This window comes from Helicobacter sp. T3_23-1056 (assembly GCF_053654535.1).
In genome coordinates this window covers 55,996-81,785 of sequence record NZ_JBSIUU010000011.1, presented here as the reverse complement: position 1 = coordinate 81,785, position 25,790 = coordinate 55,996, and the positions used below count along the sequence as shown (strand labels likewise).

Genomic DNA, 25,790 nt, shown 5'->3' with positions numbered 1-25,790 from the left:
CTTTTATGTTTTAGCTTATGATTCTAGCGCGTATTTTTTAAATAATTCTCCCCTTTGTTTATAAGAGCTAAATTGGTCTAGGCTAGCGGCTGCGGGGGATAGTAGCCCTACAAAAGAGGCGATAAAATCTTGTTTTGGGTTTTTGGTAGATTTTGCTTTGGGGCTAGATTTAGGATTTGTGTCGCTAGATTTTAGGGTAGATTTTAGCAAATCTTGCAAATCCTTTTTGCGCTCGCTTTTTATGGAAATAACGGCGTTTTTTAGATTTTCACAAGCTAGGGCGAAAATGCGATATTTTTTTGCTAGCGATAAGATTTTGGATTCATTGCTGCCGATGGCAAATAGTTTGACAAAGCTATCTTTGGAGTTTGTAGCACCAAATCCATTTGCTAGCAATGAAAAAATAGGCAAAATATCCGCCCCCTTATCATCGCCACCAAGAATAGCATAAATACGCCTGCCTTTGTATCGCTTAAATGCCTGCAAAGTCGCATCGGTATTTGTGCCTTTGGAGTCATCTACCCACAGCCATTTTGGGCTATCTGCGTGGTGCTCCCCGCTAAAATCGTTGCCACCAAAATCGCTATAAGGCTCATAAAACTCCTCGATTCTGTGCGCACCTATGTGAAAAGAATCTAGCCTGCCTAAAAAATATGCCAAAAAATCGGTGTTAGATTTGCTAGATTTTGGATTGGATTTTGGGCTAGATTTTAGACTAGATTTTGCCCCCAAATCCGACAAATCCGCGCTAGATTTTGGGCTAAAAACTGCGTTAGTTTTTGCTCTAGATTTTATATTGACACTAGAATCTAGCAAGCCCATTTTTTGTGCCAAAATCGCGCCACTTAACGCCACCAAACTATCAAGCAAAAATGGCTCTGCAAAGGGGAGGGATTTTTGCTCCACCCCGCAAAACTTCGCCAAAGAGCTAGAATCTGCATAAAAAATCGCGCTACTATTGCCATTTCTAGCCACATATTCTTGCACGATTTTGTGCGTTTTTAGCTCGTTTGGTAGCAGTGCAAAGCAGTCTTTATCCATTCGATTTAGGACACGCAGTTTGTCCTCCACATAGCCCTCAAAGCCATTGTGCCAGCTGATATGGTCTTGGCTAAGGGGCAAAAGCAGGTAAATCTGTGGCGTGGCTATGTGTGCGTAGTGCATAGCAAATGAGCTAGATTCTAGCACCCACAAAGGCGCGATAAAATCCCCAAAATCGCTAAAACCCTGCGCTTTTGCACCGCCAAAATCCCCAAAATCGTTGGCGTATTGCCTAGCTAGCGTGGTAAGCGGTGTGCCGATATTTCCCCCGCTAAGCGCGCCAAATGATTCTAGCAGGTGGGTTAGCATTTGCGTGGTGGTGGTTTTGCCATTTGTCCCGCTTATCCAAATGCTTTTTAGCCGAATGTCATTTGCGCTCATCAGCTCCCAGACAAAGTCATATTCGCCGATAGGATTTTTGGCTAGCGAAAAATATGTATGCGTAGGCAAAATCCCGGGGCTTATAAATTCTAGGCTAGATTTGCTCGCTTTAAACGCGCTAGGTGGGAGCAATATATTGCCATTTTTATCGCGTTGTTCGCATTTTTTGCCCAAATCCTCGCCAAAATCCCCTCTCAAATCGCTTGTTTTATCGTGGCTAGATTTTGGATTTTTAGCAAATTTATCATCATAGATTTTGCAACTTTTTCCAAAAGAGTTTATAAACTCCACAAAAGGCTTGCTTGTAACGCCATAGCCAAAGACGCTAATGTCGTTTGGAAATAAATGTGGCGGAATCTTTAATGAAGTTTTTTGTGAAGTTGTTTGGGGATTTTGCGCACATTTTTGCACGCGTTGACTAAAATCATTTTTGCTAGCCATTAGCGCACCTTTATGCTAAGCAGGGCGATTAGATTTACCAAAATAGCGATTACCCAAAATCGCACAATGATTTTGTTTTCTGCCCAGCCTTTTTTCTCAAAATGATGATGGATAGGCGCCATAAGGAAAATCCGCTTTTTGCGTGTCTTGTAGCTACCGATTTGGAGCATCACGGATAATGTCTCTATGACAAAGACAAAGCCGATTAAAATCAAAAGCACTTCGTTGTTTGAGACTACCGCCATATATGCCATAAATCCGCCGATAGATAGGCTACCGCTATCGCCCATAAAAACTTGCGCGGGGTGGCAGTTATACCACAAAAATCCTAGCAAAGAGCCGATTAGCGCGACACCTACGACCATTAGTTCGCCTGCATTTACCTTTGGCAAAAATAGATACTTGCTAAGCTCGATATTGCCCGATAGATACACAAACACACAAAGCGTAAAAATCGCGCAGATACTAGGCACGGTGGCTAGCCCATCTAGCCCGTCTGTTACATTTACGGCATTGGTGCTAGCTAGAAATACAAGCACCCAAAATGCAAGCATTAGCGCGGGGTAGTTGCTTAGCTTGAAAACAGGGTATTTGACAAAGGGGATATAAAAATCCGAGCTTAAATGCGCACAATAATACAAAATCAAACACACGCCAAAAGAAGCGACAAACAAAAAAAGCATTTTAGAGCGCGCGCTCATTCCTGCGTTGCTTTTGTGGGAGATTTTCATATAGTCATCTTTTGCGCCGATGATGCCAAAAAGCACAAGCACGATGATGCCAAGCGTGGCAAAGATATTGCTAAGCTGGACACAAAGAAGCGAGGCTAGAGCGGTGCTAAAAATAAATACTGCCCCGCCCATCGTTGGGGTGTTTGATTTGCTTTTGTGGGCGGGGACATAGCGCGAGATGGGCTGGGTGGATTTGCGCTTTTTTGCCCAAGCGATAAAATATGGCATAGCAAACACGCATAGCAAAAATCCCACAAAAAAGCTAATCCCTGCGCGAAATGTAAGGTAGCGAAAAATATTTATATCAAAATATGAGTAGAGGTAGTAAAGCACGGATTCTCCTTGAAGCAGGATTTTATTTGGCGGAGTTTGTGGTTTTGTGGGTTTGTGTCGGCTTTTGTTTTGGTTTAATGTTGTGTGGATTTTATAGTTTGTGGATTTAGATTGTGCGTTGAAGTGTGGATTGTGGGACAAACAAAAACGCTATTATAATGAGTTTGTGGAAAATGTGGCATAAAATCACACAAAATGTGTGCAAAAATATGCGCAAAATAGGCAGATTTTGCCAAAACTGCGGATAAGCAAAGGATAGGCAAAGGGATAAAAAGCGGGCTTAAATCCTAGCCAAAATCCAAATCATTACCAAACTACGCTAAAATACGCCCTTTTTGTAATCGTTCTTTACGATTTTTTTTGACGATTTTGTTTGGCAATTTTTGGCATTTTTGGCAATTTTGTTTGATTTTTAAAACTAGGTGGATATGTAGAGATGAAATCATATACTATGAGTAAATATAATTTGGGGGGGGGCATAAAGACTTAATACCAAAATGCCAAAATAGGCAAACTTCTAAAACTTCACTAAACACTTTAACCACAGATAATCATATTTTTTGCAACAGCCTTTGTAGCCCTTTTTGCTATGCAAAAATAATGTCTTATCAAACAACATTTTTTCAAACAATTTTTTGTCAAATCATATCTTGCCAAACCCTATTTTACAAAATAAGATTTTGCAAAATTTTATGTGCTTTTAGTAGCCCCGCTTTGTTTTTTCAAAATCTATTTGCGTGCTTTTCTTGTGCTTTCTCTGTGCTTTTCTTGCGTGCTTTTTTAGCTTTTTTATGCTTCTTTTTATGCTTCTTGGCAAAATCTATTTTTGAGTCTGCTTGTGTCTTTTTCTAATCTTTTTCATTCACAATTTTTGCGCTATTTTGGCTCGGCGTTTGTGGCAATGTGTGTGAATCTAGCTTCGCGCATTTTTTATGAGCTGTTTTTTGGCTTTGGCGTGAGTGTCGCGCTGGGCTATATCAGCGGACATTTTGTAAATTTTGCCATAAGCCAAAAATACATTTTCCCAAAAGATAAATACAAAAGCACCAAAATCGCCTTTGTGAGATTCTCTCTTGTGGCGTGTGTGGGGCTTTTTGTGCAGACTTTTATCGCCATAGTCGCCCTAAATGCAATGCAGAGCGCAAATTTAGGGCTTGAAATGCGATGGCAAAAGCTAATCGCACATATTTGTGGGATTGGCTTTAGTTTTATTTGCAATTTTTTGGGGCATAAATTTTTTAGTTTTAGGGATACAAATCTTTTGAAACGAAGGAGCAAAAAATGAGCATAAAGAAAAAAGTCGCAATCATCGGGGCTGGACCTGCGGGGCTAAGTGCGGGGTATGAGATTTTGACAAAAAGTAGGGATTTTGAAGTGGAGATTTTTGAGGCAAGTAGCGCGATAGGTGGCATCTCACAGACGATTGAGTATGAGGGCAATCGAATGGATATTGGCGGGCATAGATTTTTTAGCAAAAGCGATAGGGTTATGGATTTTTGGACAAATATTATGCCATTGCAAAGCGAGAAGCTAAACCCTGCAAATGTGGATAAAGTCATTTTGATTCGTAGTCGTTTGAGTAGAATCTATTTTTTAAAAAAGCTATTTAATTATCCGCTAAGTTTGACCGTGGATTTGATAAAAAATCTAGGATTTTGGCGGTGTGTGAAAATCGGCTTTAGCTATGCGTGGGCGGTGCTTTTCCCATACAAAAATGTCGATAGTTTGGAGAAATTTTACATAAATCGTTTTGGGAGGGAGCTTTATAATCTTTTTTTCCGTGATTATACTTACAAAGTGTGGGGGATAAAGCCTAGTGAGCTATCCCCTGACTGGGGCGCACAGCGCGTGAAAGGGCTATCGATTTACAAAGCTATTTTAAGTGCGCTAAAGCCAAAGCCTAAAGATTTTAAGCAAAAAAATGTGGAGACAAGTTTGATTGAGCAGTTTTTGTATCCAAAATTTGGTCCGGGGCAACTATGGGAATGCGTAGCTGATGAAATCATCAAAATGGGTGGAAAGATTTACAAAAATGCTGAAATTGTGAATTTGGATTTAAAAGATAATAAAATAGATTGTGTGCAAGTGAAATTTGCAACAAACGAGACACGGCAAATCAACGCGGATTTTTTCATATCTACGATGCCGATAAAAGATTTGTTTGTCGCTATGCCAAATGCACCCAAAAATATCGCTAATATCGCCACAAAGCTAGGATATAGGGACTTTATCACTATGGGAGTTTTGCTAAAGCGCATAGATTTGGGGCAAAATGCGATAAAGGATAATTGGATTTACATACAAGAACCTTTTGTGCGCGTGGCTAGGCTACAATTTTTTCATAATTGGAGTGAATATATGGTGGCAGATTTTGGTCATTGTTTTGTGGGGATGGAGTATATGTGCTTTGAGGGTGATGAGCTGTGGCAAATGAGTGATGAGGAGTTTGCAAAATTTGGCATAGATGAGCTAAAAAAGCTAGGATTTGCGCAAGATAATGACATAATCGACACGCATATCGCTAGAATCAAAAAGGCATATCCATCGTATAGTGGCGCATATAGCGAGTTTGGGGAGGTGCGTGAGTTTTTGGATAGTGTGGAAAATCTATATGTGTGCGGGCGCAATGGAATGCACCGCTACAATAATATGGACCACTCAATGCTAAGTGCTTTTGAAGTGGCAAAGTGCATAATGAATGGTAGTGCGGAAAAAAACGCGATTTGGCAGGTAAATGCTGAAGAGAGCTACCACGAAATCCGCGAAACAAAGCAAAGTAAAGAAAAATAAAATAAGGCAGAAAATGAAAAATCCCATAAACATTAAGCAAAATCTAGCTAGATTCCAACTTGCACCTTTTAGCAGGGGGGATTATATCTTTGCGCTGATTTTAGCGATAATCACGGCTTTTTTATGCGTGGGGCAGGTGGATAATGGGCATAATTGGGGTGGGGATTTTAGCGGATATATCGCGCAGGCAATCGCCCTAGTGCAAGGCACTACGGAGCAATATATCGCTGAAAATACGCTAATGATGGATAAATGTGATTGGCTTTTTGGTCCTTATGCGTATCCGTGGGGATTTCCATTGATTCTTGCATTTGTTTATAAAATCTTTGGGTTTAATCTAGTCGCTTTTAAGGCGGTAAATATTATTTGCTACGCGATATTTGTGGGGATTTTTTATATTTTTTGCGCAAAGAGATTGCCGCGAAACTACGCGTTTTTTGCCACGCTATTTTTTGTCATAAATCCTTCTATGACTGCGTTTGTAGCAAATAATGTGCTAAGCGATGTGTCGTTTTTGCTTTTTGGATTTGTCGCGCTAATTGTGTTGGCGAAGCTGTTTTGTGAATCTGTGGATTGCCGTGAATCGCTATGTGATTCTCGCCATAACGGCGTGGTGGATTGCCACGATTTTGCTAACGCAAAAACTCGCAATGACAAAACCCACCCCCTAGCCCCCTCCGCAAGGGAGGGGGGACATCACGGGCTTTGTATCGCCATTTTGGGCGGGGTTTTTATGCTTTTTGCAAGTCTTATTCGTATGAATGGCTTTGTGATTTTGTGTGCGTTGATGACGATGCAGGGGATACTTTTGGCAAAGCGATTTGCGCCAAAAATCTTTAAAATCCGCGCATTGCAGTTTTTGGAGCGCGTGCATTCGCCCTATCCACCATACATTCACGCGATTCCTTATATCATTTTTGCACTTGGATTTTTAGTTGTTGCGCTAAATCTATCAAGCGGTGGTAGCGGGCATTTTAGCGAGATTGCAAATACAAATGCAAAAATCATTTTTCATCATATTGGGTATTATGTAAAGACTTTTGGTGATTTTTTTATCGCGGAAAAGGCGCACAAATTTTTAAGGATTTTGTTTGTTTTTAGTGTGCCACTAATTTATCTTGGGATTAGAGAGAATCTAAAGGGGGAAAATGCTAGCGAGCATATTTTTTATGTAGTTTTTGTGTGTGGATTTATGCTACTTTTGCTTTTGTGGATTGGCATTCAGGGGATTCGCTTTGTGTATTTGGTGCTACCTTTTGCGGTGTTTTGGGGTGCAAAAGGGCTATTTTATTTAAATAGCAAAAAAGCGTTATTTGGGCGTATTATGAATGTAGTTTTGCTTGTTGTGCTGGCGTATTTTGCATTTAGCGCAAAAAATATTAGCTTTACGCATAAAGTTTCTACTTCTGGGGCATACACAAAGGACGCAAAAGAAGTGTGGTATTTTATCAAGCAAAATACGCCAAAAGATTCGGTGATTTTATTTCACAAACCGCGTGTCTTGTATCTAAACACGGGTAGAATCGCTTTTGCAAGTAATAATATCGCAAGATTTGATGAGGTGGATTTTGTGCTGTGGGAGGTTAGTTTGTGGGGAGGTGTGCCACTAGATTCAAGCGAGTTTATAGAGCGCACAAATCTCATCTATGAAAACGCACAATTTAGGCTTTTTAGCGTGAAAAAATGATTTAGGCAAATCTTTGTCTAAAAAACGCAGACGCACAAAATCGCTTTTTGTGAGGTGGGTTGTGTGCGTTTGCATTTGTCGCAGGGGCAAAATAGCGGGCAAAATAGCGCGAAAGCTATGTAGCTAGGGAGGCTATGTATCGGCGGAGGATTTCGCACGCTGCAAGCGAGTCTAGCCTGCCATCTTTGCTTGCTTTTTTGCGGGTGGATTTGGTGGTGTGGGATAGGCTTTGTAGGGCAAAATGCGAGCTAAAACTCTCATCTACAAAGACTACTTCGCAGCTCAAACTAGCGCAATCTAGCAATGAGATAAAATGCTTTATGCGCGTGGAGGTGGGATTTTGACTAGGTGTAGTTTGGCTAAAAATTGCATTTTGTTTGTCTTGTATGTCCTCTGGCAAGCCTACTATAAGTGTTTTTGCACCGCGCTTTTGTAGCACTTCGCGCAAGTCTTGTGCGGCTTGGTTGCGATTTTTGCGAAATATCGGCTCTAAGGGCAAAATAATGCCCTCTATAATGGTGGCAAGCCCTATGCGCTTTAGCCCTATATCACAGGCGATGAGTGGGGATTGATTGGGGTTTTTGGTAGGGTTTTGGGTGGGGTTTTGGCTAAGATTTTGCATTGGTAGAATCTTTTTGCAATCTAAAATCTGCTAAATACGCCTCATAGCAAGACTACGCGTCCATTTACGCGCGCGATAACCCCCTCTAGCTCTAGGGATAAAATCTCTTCGCCATAGCGTAAATACGCCTCTTCAAAGCTAGGATTTGTTTTGCAAAAATCTAAAATGTCGTTGCTAGAATCTGGGCTAGAATGCGCGTCTTGGGTGGTGTCGGGGCTAGAATGTGGCTGTGTGAAGGTGGGGTTTAGCCCTACGCGCTCCAAAAACGACTCTATGCTAAAAATCGCTTCTGCTTTGTTTTGAATGAGTAAATCTTGTGTGCCGAGTGATTCGCCTAGACGATGAGAGAGGACAAAGAGGGGTTTTTTTGATTCTATGGCGAGGTTTGCGGAGTAGAGAGAGCCGCTTGCCCTATCTGCTTGAGGGATTATCACCATATCGCTAATACCAATAACAAGGCGATTTCGGTGTAAAAATTCGTATCGTTTTGGGGAGGGATTGTTTTCGTATTCGCTGATTATTAGTCCATTTGTGGCGATTTGGCGGATAATGTTTGCGTTATTTGCAGGATAGATAGTATCAAGGCTGGAGGGCGAAAACATAATCGTGCGCGGAAGTGCTGCGCTATGTGCGATAATATCCACTCCCAAAGCACCACCGCTTACCACCACTCCGCCTGCGCGGGAAATGGATTTTGCAAGGTTTGCCGTTTGGATTTGTGTGTATTGGTTTGGCTTTCTAGAGCCGATGATAGCGACTTTTGGGGTAAAATCTAGCAGGGATTTATCGCCTGTAAAAAATAGCTTTTGTGGAGGGGACTTTAAGCTAAGAAATTCGTTTGGAATATCTAGCAAAAAGCTAGAAAAATGGCTTTGCATTTGGCGGCTAAAATCCCTCTATCGATATGCTTTGAGAGCTAAAAGAATGCGCGCCTTTTGGTTGCTGACATTTGCCATTTTGCCATTTGCCACCTGCGTCTTTGCACATCGAGACATTTAGGAAATTTTGGTTATTTTTTTGGCTTTTTTCGTATTCGCGTGCGCTTGCGCTTATGTCGCCACCATTTGCACAGCCTGAGACAAACGCTTCTAGCTCATTACCTGAACATACAGAATGTGGTTTTGATTTTGGTGGTGTGGGTGGGGTGTGGCGTCTTTGTGGGGGTTGTGGGTTAGCGATAGTTGGTGGGGTTTGGGCTAGGTGGGGTTTGGTGGATTGGGAGGCGGAGGTTTTTGGATTTTGAGTGGAAATATTTTGTGGGTTTTTGGATTTTGCTTGGGAGGCGTTAGCGGGGGTTGTTTGCGTGCTTAGCGTGCCTGCTTGGGATTTTATGGAATCATTTTGGGGGGGTTTGTTGTATTTTGCCATTTGGGCTACTTCTGATTGTTTGGCAGGGGCGTGGCTAAATCCAGCTTGTGAGGCTACGCTAGGGGTGGCATTAGCGGGGGTTTTTTGGGGGTTAGATTTTTCTCTTTTGCTTTCTTCAAACATTGTGTTGTCTATGTTTGCATAGCGAGAATCAGGGATACCATCAAATAATTTTGGGTTGATTTTGGATTTTGTTTTGTCATCTAGGGCGATTTGAAGTCGTGGGCGGTGTTGCTTGGCTATGGGCAAATCTTTGACATAGACTAGATTTACTTCATTTAAAATCGTAGATTTTGCCTCTTTTAGCGCGCGAAATGTCGCAGAATGTGGGTGGCAAATCGCTATGGCATAGCCTTTTTGTTTGGCAATTTCTATGGCTTGACTTATTTGGTAGTTTATGTATGAGGTGGATTGCTCATTGTCTAAAAACACATCTCGGCTTAGCAGGGCTCTTTTGCTTTCTTCATAGATTTTGGGGGCTTGGGTGTTGGCACTCGTGCGCGAATCCACAAAATCAATCCCATACAAATCCATCACATAAAGTAGCCTTTGCATATCTCTAAAACTAGAGCTAAACTTGCTTCCCGTGTGGTTGTTGATATATTCTAGCTTGGGGAAATCTTTTTTGATTTTGGCGATGATTTCTTGGATTTTGCTTATGTCCATATTTACGCGCATCCATTCAAACTTAGGGCTTTGGGCATTCATCGCTTCTAATGGCAAATGCACCATATAAAATTCACTTTTTGCAGCAAGCCTCGCAGTCTCGGGAGAATAATAGCTCACAGGGAAAAATGAAGGCGTGATTTTTAGCCCTAGTTTTTGTAGCTCATCAAACTGCTTGGGGTAGGCTATGTCGTCCATTATGATAGCAAGGTAGGGCTTTTTGCTAAACGCATTTGTCGCGCCACTGACTTTGTCGCTGATAAATTTTTGCCCCTTTTCAAAGATACTTCCCCAGCTAGATTCTTTAGAATCTGCTTGGGTTTGTTTTTCTACTTTGGCTTTTTCTCGGCTAACTGCGGTGTCTTCCTCGTAAAATTTATACGAATATAGCCCGATACCAGCCACAAGTAGCACGATAAGAATCGTGCTTATTTTTTTGCCAAATATGCGCATCTCAAACCTCCAAAATTTGCCATTATTGATTATTTGTTGTCTAAAATGATTTCTACTTCAAGGGTGCTAATGTCTTGGTTAGAATCGGCTTTGATAGAGATATTATCGGTGTTTGTGTATTTTTTGACTACGGCTAAAATCTCTTGCTTCATTTGCTCGATGTAGGGGATTTTGGCGGTGCGCTCGTGGGCTAGGATAAACTGCAATCTATCGGTGGCGACTTTCGCGCTATTGTCTCTATTGGTAAAGTAACTTATGATGCCCATTTTTATCCCTTTTTTTAATGTTGATTTTGCTTTTTGGCGTGGAGTTTGCGCGCTGTTTGCGTATTATTTGAAAATCTTGCCAAGTGATTTTAAAATCCCACCGCTAGGTTTAAACTCCACAAAATCCACCTCATCGCCTAGCACTCTAGCTACGATGCGTTTGTAGCATTCCCCGCTTATGCTATGTTTGTCATAGATTACGGGTTCGCCTTTGTTGGTAGCGGTTACGACTTTGTCGTCTTCGGGGATAAGCCCGATAAGCTCGATGGCAAGGGTTTTTAGCACATCTTGTGTGCTTATCATTTTGCCAGATTCTACTAATTCAGGCTTTATGCGGTTTATGATTAGGTGGATAGGGATTTTTATCCCCTCGCTTGCTTTGTAGGATTTTGCGTTGATAAGCCCTATGACTCTATCGCTATCTCGCACAGAGCTTACTTCGGGCGTAACCACCACAAGCACTCTATCTGCCCAAAAAATCGAATGCTCAAATCCCCCCTCAATCCCCGCAGGAGAATCTAGCAGGATAAAATCAAAGCTTTGCTTTAGCTCTTCGATAAGTGTTTGGACTTTGGCTTTGTCTAGGATATTTTTGTCTTTGCTTTGGCTTGCGGGGAGGAAGTGTAGGTTTGGTGTTTTTTTGTCTTGGATAAGGGCTTGGGCTAGCTTGCATTTGCCCTCCATCACATCGATGACATCATAGACTATGCGGTTTTCTAGCCCCAAAATCATATCTAAGTTTCGTAGCCCTATGTCAAAATCTACTGCTACGACTTTTTGTCCCATTTGGGCTAGCCCTACTGCGATATTTGCCGTAGCAGTGGATTTGCCTACGCCTCCCTTACCAGAAGTAATCGTTATGACTTCAGACATTTATGCACCTCTTTTTTTGATTTGTGTAGTATCGATTTAAAGCAAGTTATATTCCGCTTGTTTGGGTGTCTGCATTGCTTGTGTCTTGCGTGGGATTTTCGCTAGAATCGATATTTGCAGGGGGATTATCTTGCGATTTGTTTGGCTTAGGTTGCTTTTGTTGATTGTTTTTATCGTTTTTTTGATTTGCAAAATCTGCAAACTCAAATCTCACACTAGAGCCAAGCGAAAATATAACATTACCACGCTTAGATTTGGCTTTATGTGAGTGATTTTGTGTATTTTGTGCTAGATTTTGGGGATTTTGTGTGCTTTTTTTGTCTTGTGGCATATCGTCTTGTAGTGTGAAATCTTGTTGCGCATCGTTAGTTTGCTTAAAATCTTGCTCATTAAGATTTTTATCGAAATCCTCTATGATAAACACCACTTCATAATCTATTTTTTTGCTAGATTTTGTTTTGGTGGATTTTGCGTTGTTTGCGTTATTTTCGTTGTTAGTATTGTTTGTTTGCTCTCTATATTTTAGGTGGATTTTGACTTTTGGCAATACGATTGGAGATGGATTTGATTTTGTGTTGTTTGTTTGCGTTGTCGCATTTTCGCCTATGCTAAAAGATAAAAATCTAGGCTTATTTGCCTCATAGTCCCACCCTCCGCATTTAGAGGCGTCTTTTGGATTTTGCCTAGATAGATTATCACAAGAGTGCATAATGGATTTTTTTGTCTCTATCTCAAATGCTGCTAGGTAATACTCGCCCGCTTCTAGCTCCACCACCTCATCTCTAGGGGCGCGAAATGATGAAGTCCCAAAGGCGCGGAAAAACGCATTTGCACCGCCTATGGCTTTGCATTTGTGGGGGGTGGATTTTGTGGTAGAAGTTTTTGTGCTAGGTTTTGTGCTAAATGTTGTGTCTTGGGATTTGTCGGGGGATTTTGGAGAATCTATCGTGGCGTTGGAATCGTCTAAATCGATATTATCAGCTAAATTTGCGCTAAATTCTAAATTAGATTCCAAAATAGGTTCTAAGTTAGATTCTAGCTTGCACCAATATGATAGGACGGATTTTTGTTTTTTGTAGCCATCGGCGTGGCTAGAGATATTTAGGATTACTTTCGTTAGATTTTGGGTTAGATTTTGGGTTAGATTTTGTGGGTTTTTGTTTTTTGTAGGTTTTGTGGCACAACCGCTAAAAAACACCACTATCAACGCCATTTGAAACGCTATCATAAAAACAACATAAAATCTACTGCGACTACCAAGACTACGCAAAAAAGCTCCTTAAAATATCAAAAAACAAAAAGCCAAAAATCTATAAAAAAGTAAAAAAATATTGTATCCAAATCTGCGTAAATCAACAAATCTAAACACACAAAGAATCAGCACAAATCCACACCTAAAATCCAAGCAACAGCACTTCATAAAACCCCCGCACCTCATCATCGCTTAAATGTAGGCTACTTTGCGTGCTAAAAAAATCTTTGATTTTGCTTTTTTGGGTGTGCAATCCATCGGCGCAATGCCTATGCGCAGGCAAAAATGAGCGCACAAGGGCTATGTCTTCGCCTAGATTTTCGCCACATAAAAAACATTGATTGTGGTGGGTTTGGTTTGGATTTCGCCCCTCTTTTTGGAGGATTTGGCAGTAGGCTTCTATCATCACGCGCATAGGATTTTGTCGCTCTAGCTTGTGTGCCGCCTCATCTAAAATCTCCATATAAAACCCCTCAACCTCAAAAATATCACGCAAATGTTTATGCAGTAGCCCTATAAACCTCTGCCACACATACACGCGCTCTAGCTCCCTCTCCCAGAGAAAACCTAAGTGCATAACGCTACGAAGTTTTGGCATAAATAGCCCATTTGCTTCTTGGACAAAATCGATTCTATGCCCAAGATGAATGGCTGAATGCCTCGCACCATAGAATCGATATAGGGTTTTTATAGCAGAATCTGTGAGGATATAGACGATTAAGTCCTCTCCTTTTTGCTTTTGGGTGTGTAAAATATAGCCTTGCACTTTGCGCCTTATTTACGCCATAGTGAGTAAAATCGCTTGATTTTGGTAGTTTGGCGTGCTTACACTCCGTTTAGAAAAAGCACGATAAACATTATGGCGATTAAAATCCCGCCGATGACATATAGCATAACCGCGTCATCGCCTTTTTTGATTTCGCTCTCATCTTTTAAATCTAGCTTGACATTTTTTTCTTTGATTCTTGGGACATTGATTTTGCTAGGTTTTTCAGCCATTTCACACTCCTTTGTTGTATCAATGATTTTTTAATGCCTGTTTTTGGGATTTGTTTGGGGGCTTTTGTCGCGCTTAGTAGCAAAGCTTGGTGGCACATTAGTCGTGATGAAAACGCAATAAAATAGGCTAGATTGTAGCACATTTTGCTAAATAGATTTTAGGATTGGTTATAGTGGCTTTGTGGCTTTTTTTATGTCTATGTGGCAGTAGCCGTTGGGATTTTTTGCTAAGTATTTTTGGTGGTAGGATTCTGCGGGGGTGAAGTTACTTAGGGGCAGGACTTCGGTGGCGATTGGCGGGGGCGTTGTCAAAGAGGTTTTTATAGCGATTTTAGGTGCAACATTGCAGGCGATAAAGTCTTTTGCGTGTGCTAAAATGCGCTCATCTAGCGCGTAGATTCCGCTGCGATATTGCGTGCCTATGTCGTTGCCTTGTTGGTTTATGCTTGTGGGATTTATGATACTAAAAAAGCGCGTAAGCAGAGAATCTAGCGACAAAATCCCCTCATCAAAGTCAATCTCTACTGCTTCTACCGCGCCACTTAGCCCGCTACACACCACTTCATAGCTTAGATTCTTTATGTATTGTGGTTTGGCGTTTGCATACCCCACTTGAGAATCTAACACGCCAGCCACTAAGTCAAAATACGCCTGCACACCCCAAAAGCACCCGCCTGCTAAGTAGATTTTCATATTATTTGAGTTTTTTGGCTTGGGATTTGGCGTGTGCTTTTGTTTGTTCTTTTCGCACTTGCGTGATTGGCTTGCCTCCTAGCCCGTAGTCATCGGTGTGGATTTCATCGATGATGACTACGGTGCTAGATTTGTTTTTGCCTAGCACTTGGGCTAGCAAATCCGTTACGCCCTCGATTAGACGGGCTTTTTGCTCTTTTGTGGGTTCGCCGTTTTCTTTTGTGATACGGATATTGACAAATGGCATTTATGCCTCCTTAAAATCTTTAAAAATCGATTGAAATCAAAGTAAAAAACCAAAATGTGCCAAAATGGACAAAAGAAATAAAATCGTAGTAAAAAGTAGCGTGAAGTAAAAAACGATAAAAGCGAAAATCCCCCCTCCAAAGCCTCCAAAATCTATGCAACCAAAAAAGGCTATTTCTTTTTAGGCGGGCATTTGCATTCTAGCTTTTTGCCGTTGTTGTCTAGCTCTGGGTGTAGCTCTACGGATTCTTTGATATTGTAGAGATAGACAAGGTTGTTGTAGCATACTGCGGTTACATTTTTGCGCTTAGTTGGGGTTTTGCAGACATTGCCTTTGCCCTGTTTTAGCATATTTGCGACTTTATACATTGTGAGGTCGTCATCTGCGATTGCCAATGTAGAAAACGCGCTAGTAGCAAGCGTGGTGGCTAGCAAGATTTTCATTATTTTCATTTTGTCTCCTTTGTGTTTGTGGGGGGTTTTTGTTTTAGATTTAAATAGAAGTATCATAGCATAATTTGCGTCATAAGTTGGTTAATGTGGATTTATGTTTTTTGTGGCTTTTTGCGCGAAAAGATTCCAAAATCTATGCGATTTATCACGCACACGCTTCCCACCGCTAGCACACCACCTACAATCGTATAATACTGCGGAATCTCACCCAATATAAAATACGCAAAAATCAGCGCAAAAACAGGTGTCAATAATGCGTAAATCCCACCCTGTGTAACGCCTAGCACAAATAGCCCGTGATAAAACACACTCGTAGAAAACACCGTGCAAAACAGAGCCGCTGTGATAATGCTAGCCCAAAAGATAGAATCTGCCTCTAAGATTTTGCTAAATCCGCTAACTCCGCTAGAATCTAGCACAAAAAGTGAGGGCAAAAAAGCAAACGCGCTAATAATGCAGGCGTAAAAATTTACACAAAGTGGGTTTAGATTTTCGCTTGCTAGGCGAGAGCCTATCATCACAAATGCCCAGCCAAGCGAGGCAAAAAGATAGATGGCATTAAAAGGGTGAAAAATCGCTAATGTATCGCCAAAAAAATCAATAAGAAACGCGCCTGCTAATATGCCAAGTGCTAGCCCCCATTTTTCGCGCCTTAGCAGGCTTTGCTTCCTCCACACGCTCCATAAAAATGCCGCGATAATGGGAGGCAACACTTCGGTAATCACCCCCGCACTACCCGCATCGCCAAACTCCATACCCGCATACATAGCATAAGAATAAGCGATATGAAAAAATGAGGTAAAAGCTAGCGGGGCGTAGGCTTTGGGAGGGATTTTAAATGATATTTTTAGGACGAAAAAAAGCGGGATAAAACAAATAGAAACGATAAGAAATCTAATGCAGGCAACTTGGGCTGGAGAGGCATACTCTAAAAGCACTTTGGATAATGCCCACACAAGCCCCCAGCCCATCATCGCTAGCACTAGCAAGATTTTGATTCCAAATGTGTTTTTAATCGTTGCAAACATTGGGGCTGTGCTCCTTAGGGGTTTGGGGGTTTTTAAGGTTTTTTATAGAGGTGAATTATAGTATGTTCTTAAAAATGATAGTGGCAATGTGATTTTGTTTTTTGATTAACTTTTTCTTTTTTGGGTGCTTTTGGGTGGGATTTTGTGGTGCGTTTTTTTGTCAATCGTGGGATTTTGTGGGTTTTGGATACTTTGGGCTTAAAAGCCATTTAAGTATGAGAAAATGTAGATTTGCTAAATGCGATATGGCACGCAATATGGCAAATGTGGATTGCCACGCGATTTTTGACAAAATCTTTTTTTTACAAAATCCGCTCGCAATGACGTGGATTTTAGATAATAGCGTGCTAGATTTTAGGATTTATACACGGAGAGGGCAGAGGGGGCTTGGCAAGTAGGCATCATTTCTAGGCGATTGATATTTACGCGAGGTGGTAGGTGTGCTACCCAGCATACCGCTTCTGCTATGTCTTGTGGGATTAGAGGCTCTGCTCCCTCATATACGCTATTTGCCTTTTTTTCATCGCCCTTAAACCGAACGAGCGAAAACTCACTCCCGCCAGAGAGTCCGGGCTCAATGTCTGTTACGCGGATATTTTTGCTAGACAAATCCGCGCGCAAATTTAGGCTAAATTGCTTTACAAATGCCTTGCTAGCACCATATACGGTGCTCCCTGGATATGGGTAGCTTCCTGCGATTGAGCCTATGTTTATGATATGCCCAGATTTTTTTGCCACCATTTGGGGCAATATAGCCCTTGTCAAGCGAACTAAAGACAAAATATTTACCTCTATCATTCTCTCCCAATCACTTATATCGCTCTCATCTGCGGGGCTAAGCCCTAGTGCCAAACCTGCGTTATTCACTAGCACAGATATGCCATCGCAAAAATGTGCGTCATTTTTTCGTTTGGATAGAATGTCTGTCAATGCGGATTCTACCTGCGGGGTATCGCAGACATCACAGGCGATGATTTCACACATTTGGGCTAGGTTTGTGCGTGTAAGTGTGGCGATTTCTTCTTGCAGGGAGGCTAGGTTTGATTCCCGCCTAGCAAGTGCGATGATAGCATCTCCTCTCTTGGCAAACTCTAGCGCACACGCCCTCCCAAATCCTACCGAAGCACCTGTAATCAATACTAGCATTTTATCTCCTAAATCGTTTTGTGTGTGGCGATTTGTTGCGATTTGTGGCAAATGGATTTGCATAGATTTTGCGCTAAAATAGATTTTGCGCGAATGCGCGAATTTGTAAAATCTAATAATCTAGTTGCCAAGCAAATCATCAAATGGGGTTTTGGGAGGCTCTCTCTCGCGTCCTCCACTTTTGCCACCGCCCCACATAAGCTCTTCTTTGCGTTGGAAATAGTCTTTGTTTGGGTCTTTGGGTTTTTGTTTGCGGATTTGTCGTAGATTTTCTAGGTTTTGGCTCATCTTTCTATCGCGCCTACCGCTGTCATTTGAGGCATCATAGACTAAAAGTGATATTCCTATGAATATCAAAAGTGCTAAACCTGCTAATATGGCTTTTTGTATGCTACTCATATTTTCCCCTTTGCAACTCCTGCTAACTAGAATTATAGCGCGTTATGCAAAATCTATTCACAAACTAGCCAAAATCTATGTGCTAAATAGCCTTGAAATAGGCTTTTTTGGAAATCGTCTTTTTGCACAAATAATATAAAACGCTTTATCAAAATGGCTTAAAAAGGCTTAAAATCATCAAATAAGGCACAAAAATGGCTTGAAAAATCTATGCAAAATGTTGTGGATTTTGCAATGGGTTGGTAGGGGGTTGTTTGATAGGGTTTTTTAGGGTTTTATTAGTAGATTTTGGGGATTATCTGCCTTTAAGCTACAAAATCTCACAAAAAAACCGAATCTAGCTTGTAGCAAAACTTTAAAAAACTTGTGGTAAAATCCGCGCTATGACTAGGGAGTGGATTTGGCGTGGAGTGCGTTTTTTAGTTGGTTGTGCTTTTATGTAGTGTAGCAATGTTTTTTGTAGCCACAAAGACACAAAATACAAAATAAAATAGTTTGATAAGGGTTTGAAATGTATATTACTTGTTGTGATAAATTTGTCCAAATCGAGCTAACACAGGGCTCTAGGCTACTAAAAAAAGTCCTAGAATACGCCAACAAACACTTCTCAAAACGATACCATCTCTCTAGCTCGCTTCTTATCCTTGATGATGGGGAACGATTTAAAAAAGATTATTTGATAAATTGGACTTATCACGCTACGATGCAAAGCATAGCCCATCTAGAAAATGCCCAAAAATCCACGACTACAAATTCTACCAACCAACGCACACCATTTAACGATTTTGCACAATCTAATGATTTTACAAAATCTAGCGACTTGACAAAATCTAGCCCCAAAAAACCAGCCAAACAAAAAAGAAAATCTAAACACCCCACAGCAAAAACCCAAAATCTAGCAAAACCAGATTTTGACAAACAGGATTCTAGCGATAGGGATTTTGCCAAATACAACGATGAGCTAGCAAATATACTATCATATAGCCACCTCCCCATACGCATAAAAATCACCAATCCAAACACCCTACTAAAACGCATAAAAGTGCAAATCCATCTATCAAATCTAGGGCAAATCCTCGTGCGACTGCCCGAAAACAACCGCGTGGCACGGCGATATATCCGCGCGATTTTTGGTAGTAATATCCTCTATGAAGTGGATAATGAGTTTTGTATCAGTGCGGTGGGATATACGCAGTCTATGTGGGAGGGCGTTATGGGGCTTATTAGCTCGCGCATTATCCACAATATCGCGCTAGATTTTGAGTTTAATAGCAATAAAGATGAGGATTTTGGTGGGGAGATGAGTGGATTTGGTGGGGAGGGGTTTGATAGCTTTTTGACACGCGAGGAATATCTTTTGCGAAAATGTTATAGTGAGCTAAATGTGGATTTTAGGGATAGTTTTGCCGAAGTGAAAAAACAATATCTAAAACTAGCAAAAAAATTTCACCCTGATAACGCGCTGGGCAAAGATAGCGCGGAGGCTAAGATTTTTGAAGAGAGGTTTAAAAAAATCTCGCAGGCTTACAACACCATAAAAGCCTCGACTACTTCGCTTGCCGATAAGACAACGGCTTAGTTATTTAAAATTTGGCATTTGATAGATTCTCACAAAATCAAAAAAGCAAAATCTACAATGAAAAACTTGCAAAAACCCATAAAATCCGTAGCCCTGCTTGTGCGTCCGCATTCTCCACAGCTAAAAGACAAAGTCATAGAAATCTTAGAGATTTTTTCTAAAAATGGCATAGAAGTCGTAGTGGAGAGTGAAAATGGCAAGATTTTGGGCTTGCCAAAAGAATATAGGCTAGAAGGCATAGAAAAGATTTTGGGGGTAAAATCTATCAGCGAATGTGCCAAAAAAAGCAATGCCAAAGCGACAAAATCCACAGCCACAAAATCTGCACAAAAAAGCCCTGTGTCCGCGCAACGATTTGCCCCCAAAATCGATGCGCTAGTAAGCATAGGAGGCGATGGGACGCTCATCTCTGCGGTGCATAAAAGTGCGGGGAGTGGGTTGCCTATTTTTGGGATAAATATGGGGCATTTAGGATTTTTGACAGCGATAAATCCTAGCGAGCTAGAGGGCTTTGCCAATGATTTGGCGCGAGGGAAATATGTGCTTGAAAAACATAGATTATTAGAGGGGCAAATCCGTGATTCTAAAGGCAAAGTCTCATCGCCATTTTACGCGCTAAATGAGATTTTAATCACCAAAAAAGACATATCGGGTATGATTCATATCGATGCGATGATAGAGGGGGAGTTTTGCAATAGTTACCGCGCAGATGGGCTAATCATCGCTACGCCCACAGGCTCTAGCGCGTATAATATCTCTGCGGGTGGCTCTGTGGTGCATCCACAATGCCAAGTGCTACTTCTAACGCCCGTATGTGCGCACTCTCTAACCCAACGCCCAATGGTGATAAGCGATAAATGGGGGCTAGAGTTTCGCATACATAGCACGCATATAAGCCCTAGCAAAGATAGCGCAAAGCTAGTAAAAAGCCTAAATGCGGGGGATATACACGACATAGAGGGAATGATAATGATAGATGGACAGCAATGTGCTAGCTTCAAAAAAGGCGAGGTGCTAGAAGTCAAAGCTAGCACGCAAATAGAGCTAATCCAACACCCAAAACGAAGTTATTTTGCGGTATTGAGAGAAAAATTTGGGCTAGGGGCTAGAATCTAGTATTTTATAAAATCGCGTGTTTTTGTGGGTTACTTTGTGCACTATATTGTTAGCAAATAATCTAATATTTTTTAATCTAAAAAACAAAAATTTGGCGTATTTTTGCCATATTGCTAGAATGTATCTGTCATATATTTTGCGGTATTTTTTGCTATAATACCCGCTTTATTTAGATTTATACGCCTATATCGATTTTCTAAATATGGCTAAAGGCTTTTAGATGATTACCAAACTTAGCATAGAATCTTCCCCCATTTTTGGCAATTTAGAATTGCGATTTAAAGAGGGATTTTGCGTATTTAGCGGGGCTAGTGGCAGTGGCAAATCCGTGCTTATGGAGTCATTGCTATCTTGCTTTGGGCTAAGAGAGCCAAACGCACCAAGTATCGAAACAGATTTACTTTTATCGCCTAAGTTTTTAGAAGAGCTAGGGTTAGAGGGGGAACTGCTAAATATAAAAATCGTAAAAAAAGATAAAACGCGCTATTTTGTAAATTTCGCTCCCATCGCCAAAAAAACGCTTAGCGACTTGCTAGGGCGACATATCAAGCATATCCATTCACGCGGGGGAGATGAGCTAGAGGGGGGCAGTTTGGTTGGCTTGCTTGATAGCTTTTGTGTGAAATCCACTCCCAAGCATACGCAGGATTTGGAGCGATTAAAAAGTGAGTTTGCAATGCTAAAAGAGGCAAAATCCGCCCTAAAAGAGCTAGAAGCAAAAGAATCCCACACCGCCCAACTAAAAGAAATAGCAGAATTTGAAATCAACAAAATCGCTAGCCTAAACCCAAAAGAGGGCGAATATGAAAATCTACTAATCCTAAAAAAAACCCTCTCTCACAAAGAAAAAATCAAAGAAGCCATCTCTAAAGCTAGCGTGGCTTTTGGCTACACAAGCGAGATTTTATCCGCGCTAAACGCGCTAAATATCGCTAGCGAGCAAGACACGCAACAAAACGAAGCAAATAGCGCATCGCAAAACGAAGTAGAGGAAATCCACACACGACTAAGCCAAGCCCTAAATGACGCACAAAGTGTGCTAGAGAGGGAGCAAAGCAGGCTAGATGAGCTAGATGAGCTAGATAGTGAGGCTATGCTGCACCGCATTTCTAGTTTAAGTGAGCTTATCCACCGATATGGCGGTATCAACAACGCCCTTGCCACGCTAGAATCTAAAAAAGCCGAGCTAGAAACGCTACAAAATTTTGACGCGCACAAAAAAGAGCTACAATCAAAAATCGCCACGCTAGAATCTAGCCTAAAAAATCTATGTGGGGAGCTAAATAAAAATCGCGCTAAAGCCCTGCCCGACTTAGAATCTAGCCTAAAAAATCTATGTGGGGAGCTAAAACTGCCTAGCCCTAGCATAAAACTAATCCAAAAAGAGCTAGAATCTAATGGCGATTTGGGCGTGGATTTGCGTTTGGCAAATAGTGGCATTGACACGCTTTCAGCGGGAGAGTTTAACCGCTTGCGATTAGCGATAATGTGTCTAGGTGCTAGGCTAAATAAAGCGCAAGGCGTGCTGATATTAGATGAGATTGATGCGAATTTGAGTGGGGAAGAGAGCGAGGGGGTGGCAAAAGTGCTAAAAGAGCTATCAAAATCCTATCAAGTCTTTGCCATATCGCACCAAATGAATATGCCAAGCCTTGCAGATGCGCATTTTTTGGTAGCAAAAAATAATGTGGATTCTATGGATTCTGGGGATTCTATCGATTCTAAAAAAGCAAAATCTAGCATAACGCTACTAAACTATGATGGGCGCGTGCGTGAGCTAGCTAGAATGGTAAGCGGGGCAAATATCACTAATGAAGCGATAGAGTTTGCAAAAACTCGTTTGAGCGAATATGTAAAAGGTGGCGAAAATCTGCCAAACTAAATAACGCTAATCTATCGTTTATCAAACACCAAAATCAAATGCGGAGCAAGTATGAAGCTAGCGGAGCTAAGGGCGGTAAGTGCGTATATTTCTAGCTTTGCTAGGCTATATCATATAAAGCGCGTGCAAGATAGTGTGCTAAAGCTAGAATGCACCAAACCAGACACATCAAAAACGCCAAAAATGCCCAATCAAATAAGCGAAAATAACGCCCCTAAATCAGCCCCAAAAAATCAGCCCCAAAAAACGCCCACACCAACATCACATAGCCAACATTTGCCACAAAAAAAAGAAATCTTTTATGTGGATTTGTCGCGTGGGGATTCTAGCGTGTATATGGCGACTTCGCCTATCATCTCTGCCAAAAAATATGTAGCACCTTTTGATATTGTGCTTTCTCGTCTAAATGGAGCGGAGATTTTGGGCTCTGAAGTGGTGGGGGGAGATAGGATTTTGCGGATTTTTTTAGCGATTCGCCATTCTTACAAAAAGCAAGAGCTGTTTTTGCAGTTAGAATTTTGCGGGAAGCATACAAATGCGATTATTTTGGATTCTCATCTTGTCGTGCTAGAGGCGTTGCGCCACATTTCACCACAAAAATCTATGCGCCCTGTCAAAATCCACCACCCACTTCCGCCAATGCCTAGCAACCCAAATATAGATTCTAAGGATTTGGTGGATTTTGGTGGGGATAGCGATTTTGGCGACTTTGAAGCGACAAAACAAATGCTTATTTCAAAATACGCTAGCAAGGAAGCTAAAAGCCTGCAAAATACTAGGCTAAGTATCCTAAACAAGCTAGAGCGGGCAAAAAAATCCCTAGAATCCAAAAGAGAAAATCTACAAAGTGCAGATGAGCTAGAAAGCCGCGCAAGAGGGCTAAATAGCGATGCTAGCTTAGCATTAGCACATATTGCTACGCTAAAACCTTATATGCGTGAGGTGGTTTTAGATGAAATAGATTTTGCTAGCAAAAGAAAGATTTGTCTGCCAAATGCTAGTAGCCCGCAAGAAGCGATAAATCAAATGTTTAGAGAATCTAAAAAGCTAGCAAAAAGGGCAAAAAATATCCATTTAGAGATAAACAACCTAGAATCTAAAATCGATTTTTTGGCTCGCCAAATGGATTTTGTAAAATCTAGCCAAAACCTAGATACGCTAAAAATCCTAAAACCCAAAAACAAAAGCACAAAAGATTCACAAATCGGCTTAGTGCTGTTTATCGAGGGGTTTAAGCTATCTATGGGGCGCAATAAAAATGAAAACAAAGCGTTGCTAGAAAATGCTAGGGCTGATGATATGTGGCTACATATCCGCGATATGCCATCATCGCATTTGTTTATACATTGTGGCAAGCAGGCAGTCCCTGATAGCGTGCTACAAAAGGCTGGAGAGATTTTGGTAGGAATGTGTGCAAAAAATGGGGGGGATTTTTTTGTGGATTATACAAAAAGGCGATTTGTCAAAATCGGCGAGGGGGCAAATGTCGTGTATGCCAAACAAAAAAGCATATTTGTGCGAAAATCATAAAATCTTAGGATTGTTTATTATAAATACGCTACAATATGCGTTTGTTGTTTGGGATTTGGCTAGATTTTGATGAGGTTTTTGGCTGGATTTTGGTTAGATTTTGACTAGATTTTGGCTGGAATGGCAAAATCTAAAATCCCTCAAAATGAAAAATAAGGAGAGAAAATGAAAAATATACGAGTGTTTCATATCATAAAGCACACGCCCACTAGGACAAAAGTGCTAGAAACCATCTACGCAAAGCAGACAGGCGAAGCCATAGAGGCGTTTGCAAAATATGTGGGGTTTGTCTGCACCAAAAATAGCCTGCGAGATAAACCCTGTGGCACGCTCTATAAAAACAAGACGGTCAATGCGGCAAATGAACTAAGCGCGGCTTTGAAGGGAAAATGTGGGGATAAGCCAAAGTATGAGCTATCGATTGTTTTGCGCAAAGATAGGGAGGATTTGCCAAATAAAAAGCAACGAGGGGTGAAGCAAAAAAAGGAAAATATTTTGAAGTTTTAGGGGTTTTTTTGGTGATTTGGTGATTTTTGGGTTTTGTTGGTTTTAGGTGGTTTTTTTGGAGTTTTTTTTGGGGGTTTTTTTTGGGAGGGAGTTTTTTGGCGGCTTTTATATGTGGATTTTAGCGTGTTTGTTATGTTTAGTCGTTGTTGCTAGATTTTGGCTAGATTTTGCTTTTTTGTCAAAGTCGCAAAATCGTGGCAATTTATTTTATTGGGTTACAAAATCGCACTATTTGCAAAAACTACTTTTTGGATACTTCGGTTTCGTAAGAAACCAAAGTATGACACATTGTGTTTTTATCGTAAGAAAAGAATCCCGCTGGCGTCATTGCCACGCGGATTTTGACAAATCAAAATCCGCGTGGCAATCTAAAATCCCCCTCCCTTGCGGAGGGGGCTAGGGGGTGGGTTTTTTGTCATTGCGAGATTCTAGGCTTTTGTTAAAAAAATTAGAATCGTGGCAATCTATCGTTAAAAAATACCAAAAAACACTCTTTTGACAAAAATAATAAATAGATTGCCACGCGCAACAAGTTGCGCTCGCAATGACATTGAAAATCATCGCAATAAAAAATAATAGATTGCCACGCCGTCATTGCGAGCAAAAATGAGCGTGAGCGAATTTTTGCGTGGTAATCTATCCGCTTGTCATACGACAAACATTCCGTCATTGCGAGCGTTGCGTTTTACCAAAACGCAACGCGTGGCAATCTATAAGTCAAAAAAACATTGTCATTACTTAAAGCCCAAGCAAAATATCTAAAAACCTCTAATAAAACTAACTTCTTTTCAATCAAACCTACCCAAACCATAATCCACAAAAATCATAAAAACACCCCCAAAAAACCTCTAAAATCCTAAATCAAAAAAAGCAAAAAAACGCCAAAAAATACCAAAACCCCATCAAAATCCACATAAAAAATCCCAAAAAAACTCACAAAATCCCCCCACAAAAATCCAAAATCCACCCAAAAATGCAAAATTTTAAATCCCCACAACCCCGCACACTACGCCACTACAAAGCCTAGACCCCTTACAAACTAGCTATTTCAGTATATTTTAAGCTACACAAAGCTATAATACTCCCTGCCAAACGAGATTTGCGAAGAGCCTGTTTGAGTATGACCTGATTTTACAAGGGACTAAAACAAGGTGAAGTCAAAGAAATCGTAGCACTAAGTTTGAGTATGACCTGATTTTACAAGGGACTAAAACAATGTTTTGTTGGGGATTATATCCACTTAAGTTTGAGTATGACCTGATTTTACAAGGGACTAAAACGAAACGCTGCTACCACCATTACTCACAC

At 41.0% G+C, this 25,790-nt stretch carries 27 protein-coding genes, 1 pseudogene and 1 CRISPR repeat array (1 of these 29 running past the window's edge); of the genes and pseudogenes, 12 read left to right on the top strand and 16 right to left on the bottom strand.

Features of this window, described 5'->3' with window-relative positions; genetic code table 11:
* Nucleotides 1-15: 15 nt before the first annotated feature.
* A complete protein-coding gene (locus tag ACWIUO_RS07390) occupies nucleotides 16-1,863 on the bottom strand; it encodes a Mur ligase family protein (protein ID WP_454177266.1) in 1,848 nt (615 codons plus the stop codon).
* A complete protein-coding gene (gene mraY / locus ACWIUO_RS07385; RefSeq protein ID WP_454177276.1) occupies nucleotides 1,863-2,927 on the bottom strand; it encodes a phospho-N-acetylmuramoyl-pentapeptide-transferase in 1,065 nt (354 codons plus the stop codon). Before mraY ends, ACWIUO_RS07390 begins: the two co-directional genes overlap by 1 nt.
* Before the next feature lie 838 nt (nucleotides 2,928-3,765).
* Between mraY and ACWIUO_RS07380 the strand changes: the two genes are divergently transcribed.
* Genes ACWIUO_RS07380 through ACWIUO_RS07370 form a run of 3 tightly spaced genes read left to right on the top strand, consistent with a single transcriptional unit; the run spans nucleotide 3,766 to nucleotide 7,404 of the window.
* Nucleotides 3,766-4,212 carry a GtrA family protein gene (locus ACWIUO_RS07380; RefSeq protein WP_454177265.1) on the top strand — a complete coding sequence of 149 codons (447 nt, stop codon included), beginning with the start codon at nucleotides 3,766-3,768 and terminating at the stop codon, nucleotides 4,210-4,212.
* Nucleotides 4,209-5,717 (top strand): NAD(P)/FAD-dependent oxidoreductase, encoded by a 1,509-nt coding sequence (locus tag ACWIUO_RS07375; RefSeq protein WP_454177264.1) that lies wholly within the window; start codon nucleotides 4,209-4,211, stop codon nucleotides 5,715-5,717. Before ACWIUO_RS07380 ends, ACWIUO_RS07375 begins: the two co-directional genes overlap by 4 nt.
* Nucleotides 5,718-5,730: 13 nt before the next feature.
* Nucleotides 5,731-7,404, top strand: a complete 1,674-nt coding sequence (locus tag ACWIUO_RS07370; RefSeq protein ID WP_454177263.1) for a hypothetical protein — start codon at nucleotides 5,731-5,733, stop codon at nucleotides 7,402-7,404.
* 115 nt (nucleotides 7,405-7,519) lie between these two features.
* On the opposite strand, the gene ACWIUO_RS07365 is transcribed toward ACWIUO_RS07370, so the two are convergent.
* From ACWIUO_RS07365 to ACWIUO_RS07310, 12 genes are all read right to left on the bottom strand, one after another.
* Nucleotides 7,520-8,026: a RuvX/YqgF family protein gene (locus ACWIUO_RS07365; RefSeq protein WP_454177262.1), complete on the bottom strand. Its 507-nt coding sequence runs from the start codon at nucleotides 8,024-8,026 to the stop codon at nucleotides 7,520-7,522.
* Between the two features lie 41 nt (nucleotides 8,027-8,067).
* Nucleotides 8,068-8,904 (bottom strand): DNA-processing protein DprA, encoded by an 837-nt coding sequence (locus ACWIUO_RS07360; RefSeq protein WP_454177261.1) that lies wholly within the window; start codon nucleotides 8,902-8,904, stop codon nucleotides 8,068-8,070.
* 7 nt (nucleotides 8,905-8,911) lie between these two features.
* Entirely contained in the window at nucleotides 8,912-10,513 is a 1,602-nt protein-coding gene (locus tag ACWIUO_RS07355) for a divergent polysaccharide deacetylase family protein (protein ID WP_454177260.1), read from the bottom strand.
* A gap of 29 nt (nucleotides 10,514-10,542) precedes the next feature.
* The gene (gene minE / locus ACWIUO_RS07350) at nucleotides 10,543-10,779 is read right to left on the bottom strand and encodes a cell division topological specificity factor MinE (RefSeq protein WP_454173152.1); all 237 of its coding nucleotides are present in this window, start codon (nucleotides 10,777-10,779) and stop codon (nucleotides 10,543-10,545) included.
* Nucleotides 10,780-10,842: 63 nt separating this feature from the next.
* The gene (minD, locus tag ACWIUO_RS07345) at nucleotides 10,843-11,652 is read right to left on the bottom strand and encodes a septum site-determining protein MinD (protein ID WP_454177259.1); all 810 of its coding nucleotides are present in this window, start codon (nucleotides 11,650-11,652) and stop codon (nucleotides 10,843-10,845) included.
* Nucleotides 11,653-11,698: 46 nt separating this feature from the next.
* Entirely contained in the window at nucleotides 11,699-12,922 is a 1,224-nt protein-coding gene (locus ACWIUO_RS07340) for a hypothetical protein (RefSeq protein WP_454177258.1), read from the bottom strand.
* Between the two features lie 124 nt (nucleotides 12,923-13,046).
* Nucleotides 13,047-13,670: a recombination protein RecO gene (gene recO, locus ACWIUO_RS07335; RefSeq protein ID WP_454177257.1), complete on the bottom strand. Its 624-nt coding sequence runs from the start codon at nucleotides 13,668-13,670 to the stop codon at nucleotides 13,047-13,049.
* Nucleotides 13,671-13,729: 59 nt separating this feature from the next.
* Nucleotides 13,730-13,903 carry a hypothetical protein gene (locus ACWIUO_RS07330; RefSeq protein ID WP_454177256.1) on the bottom strand — a complete coding sequence of 58 codons (174 nt, stop codon included), beginning with the start codon at nucleotides 13,901-13,903 and terminating at the stop codon, nucleotides 13,730-13,732.
* 168 nt (nucleotides 13,904-14,071) lie between these two features.
* Nucleotides 14,072-14,596, bottom strand: coding sequence for a peptide-methionine (S)-S-oxide reductase MsrA (gene msrA / locus ACWIUO_RS07325; protein ID WP_454177255.1), 525 nt, complete (start codon nucleotides 14,594-14,596; stop codon nucleotides 14,072-14,074).
* Between the two features lies 1 nt (nucleotide 14,597).
* Entirely contained in the window at nucleotides 14,598-14,843 is a 246-nt protein-coding gene (locus ACWIUO_RS07320) for a 2-hydroxymuconate tautomerase family protein (protein ID WP_454177254.1), read from the bottom strand.
* Between the two features lie 170 nt (nucleotides 14,844-15,013).
* A complete protein-coding gene (locus ACWIUO_RS07315; protein ID WP_454177253.1) occupies nucleotides 15,014-15,295 on the bottom strand; it encodes a hypothetical protein in 282 nt (93 codons plus the stop codon).
* A 92-nt stretch (nucleotides 15,296-15,387) separates the two neighbouring features.
* A complete protein-coding gene (locus ACWIUO_RS07310; protein ID WP_454177252.1) occupies nucleotides 15,388-16,323 on the bottom strand; it encodes a DMT family transporter in 936 nt (311 codons plus the stop codon).
* 215 nt (nucleotides 16,324-16,538) lie between these two features.
* Here ACWIUO_RS07310 and ACWIUO_RS07305 point away from each other — a divergent pair, with 215 nt between their 5' ends.
* Nucleotides 16,539-16,721, top strand: a complete 183-nt coding sequence (locus ACWIUO_RS07305) for a hypothetical protein (RefSeq protein ID WP_454177251.1) — start codon at nucleotides 16,539-16,541, stop codon at nucleotides 16,719-16,721.
* Here the strand turns inward: ACWIUO_RS07305 and ACWIUO_RS07300 are convergent.
* Nucleotides 16,678-17,469 (bottom strand): SDR family NAD(P)-dependent oxidoreductase, encoded by a 792-nt coding sequence (locus ACWIUO_RS07300; protein ID WP_454177250.1) that lies wholly within the window; start codon nucleotides 17,467-17,469, stop codon nucleotides 16,678-16,680. The two genes, ACWIUO_RS07305 and ACWIUO_RS07300, sit on opposite strands and share 44 nt — an antisense overlap.
* Nucleotides 17,470-17,589: 120 nt before the next feature.
* Nucleotides 17,590-17,868, bottom strand: a complete 279-nt coding sequence (locus tag ACWIUO_RS07295; RefSeq protein WP_454177249.1) for a hypothetical protein — start codon at nucleotides 17,866-17,868, stop codon at nucleotides 17,590-17,592.
* Nucleotides 17,869-18,379: 511 nt separating this feature from the next.
* On the opposite strand from ACWIUO_RS07295, the pseudogene ACWIUO_RS07290 reads away from it, so the two are divergent.
* From ACWIUO_RS07290 to ACWIUO_RS07255, 8 genes and pseudogenes are all read left to right on the top strand, one after another.
* Nucleotides 18,380-18,571, top strand: a pseudogene (locus ACWIUO_RS07290) (J domain-containing protein); the annotation flags it as partial.
* A complete protein-coding gene (locus ACWIUO_RS07285; protein ID WP_454177275.1) occupies nucleotides 18,572-19,447 on the top strand; it encodes a J domain-containing protein in 876 nt (291 codons plus the stop codon). It abuts the pseudogene before it with no gap.
* Nucleotides 19,448-19,504: 57 nt separating this feature from the next.
* Entirely contained in the window at nucleotides 19,505-20,563 is a 1,059-nt protein-coding gene (locus ACWIUO_RS07280; protein ID WP_454177248.1) for an NAD(+)/NADH kinase, read from the top strand.
* Nucleotides 20,564-20,783: 220 nt separating this feature from the next.
* Nucleotides 20,784-22,445 (top strand): AAA family ATPase, encoded by a 1,662-nt coding sequence (locus ACWIUO_RS07275; RefSeq protein WP_454177247.1) that lies wholly within the window; start codon nucleotides 20,784-20,786, stop codon nucleotides 22,443-22,445.
* A 51-nt stretch (nucleotides 22,446-22,496) separates the two neighbouring features.
* Nucleotides 22,497-23,975 carry an NFACT family protein gene (locus ACWIUO_RS07270; protein ID WP_454177246.1) on the top strand — a complete coding sequence of 493 codons (1,479 nt, stop codon included), beginning with the start codon at nucleotides 22,497-22,499 and terminating at the stop codon, nucleotides 23,973-23,975.
* A gap of 165 nt (nucleotides 23,976-24,140) precedes the next feature.
* Nucleotides 24,141-24,482, top strand: a complete 342-nt coding sequence (locus ACWIUO_RS07265) for a hypothetical protein (RefSeq protein ID WP_454177245.1) — start codon at nucleotides 24,141-24,143, stop codon at nucleotides 24,480-24,482.
* Nucleotides 24,483-24,537: 55 nt separating this feature from the next.
* Nucleotides 24,538-24,882 (top strand): hypothetical protein, encoded by a 345-nt coding sequence (locus ACWIUO_RS07260; RefSeq protein ID WP_454177244.1) that lies wholly within the window; start codon nucleotides 24,538-24,540, stop codon nucleotides 24,880-24,882.
* A gap of 206 nt (nucleotides 24,883-25,088) precedes the next feature.
* Nucleotides 25,089-25,244 (top strand): hypothetical protein, encoded by a 156-nt coding sequence (locus tag ACWIUO_RS07255; protein ID WP_454177243.1) that lies wholly within the window; start codon nucleotides 25,089-25,091, stop codon nucleotides 25,242-25,244.
* Between the two features lie 350 nt (nucleotides 25,245-25,594).
* Nucleotides 25,595-25,790: a CRISPR direct-repeat array (repeat unit 36 nt; unit sequence GTTTGAGTATGACCTGATTTTACAAGGGACTAAAAC) (it continues 833 nt past the right edge of the window).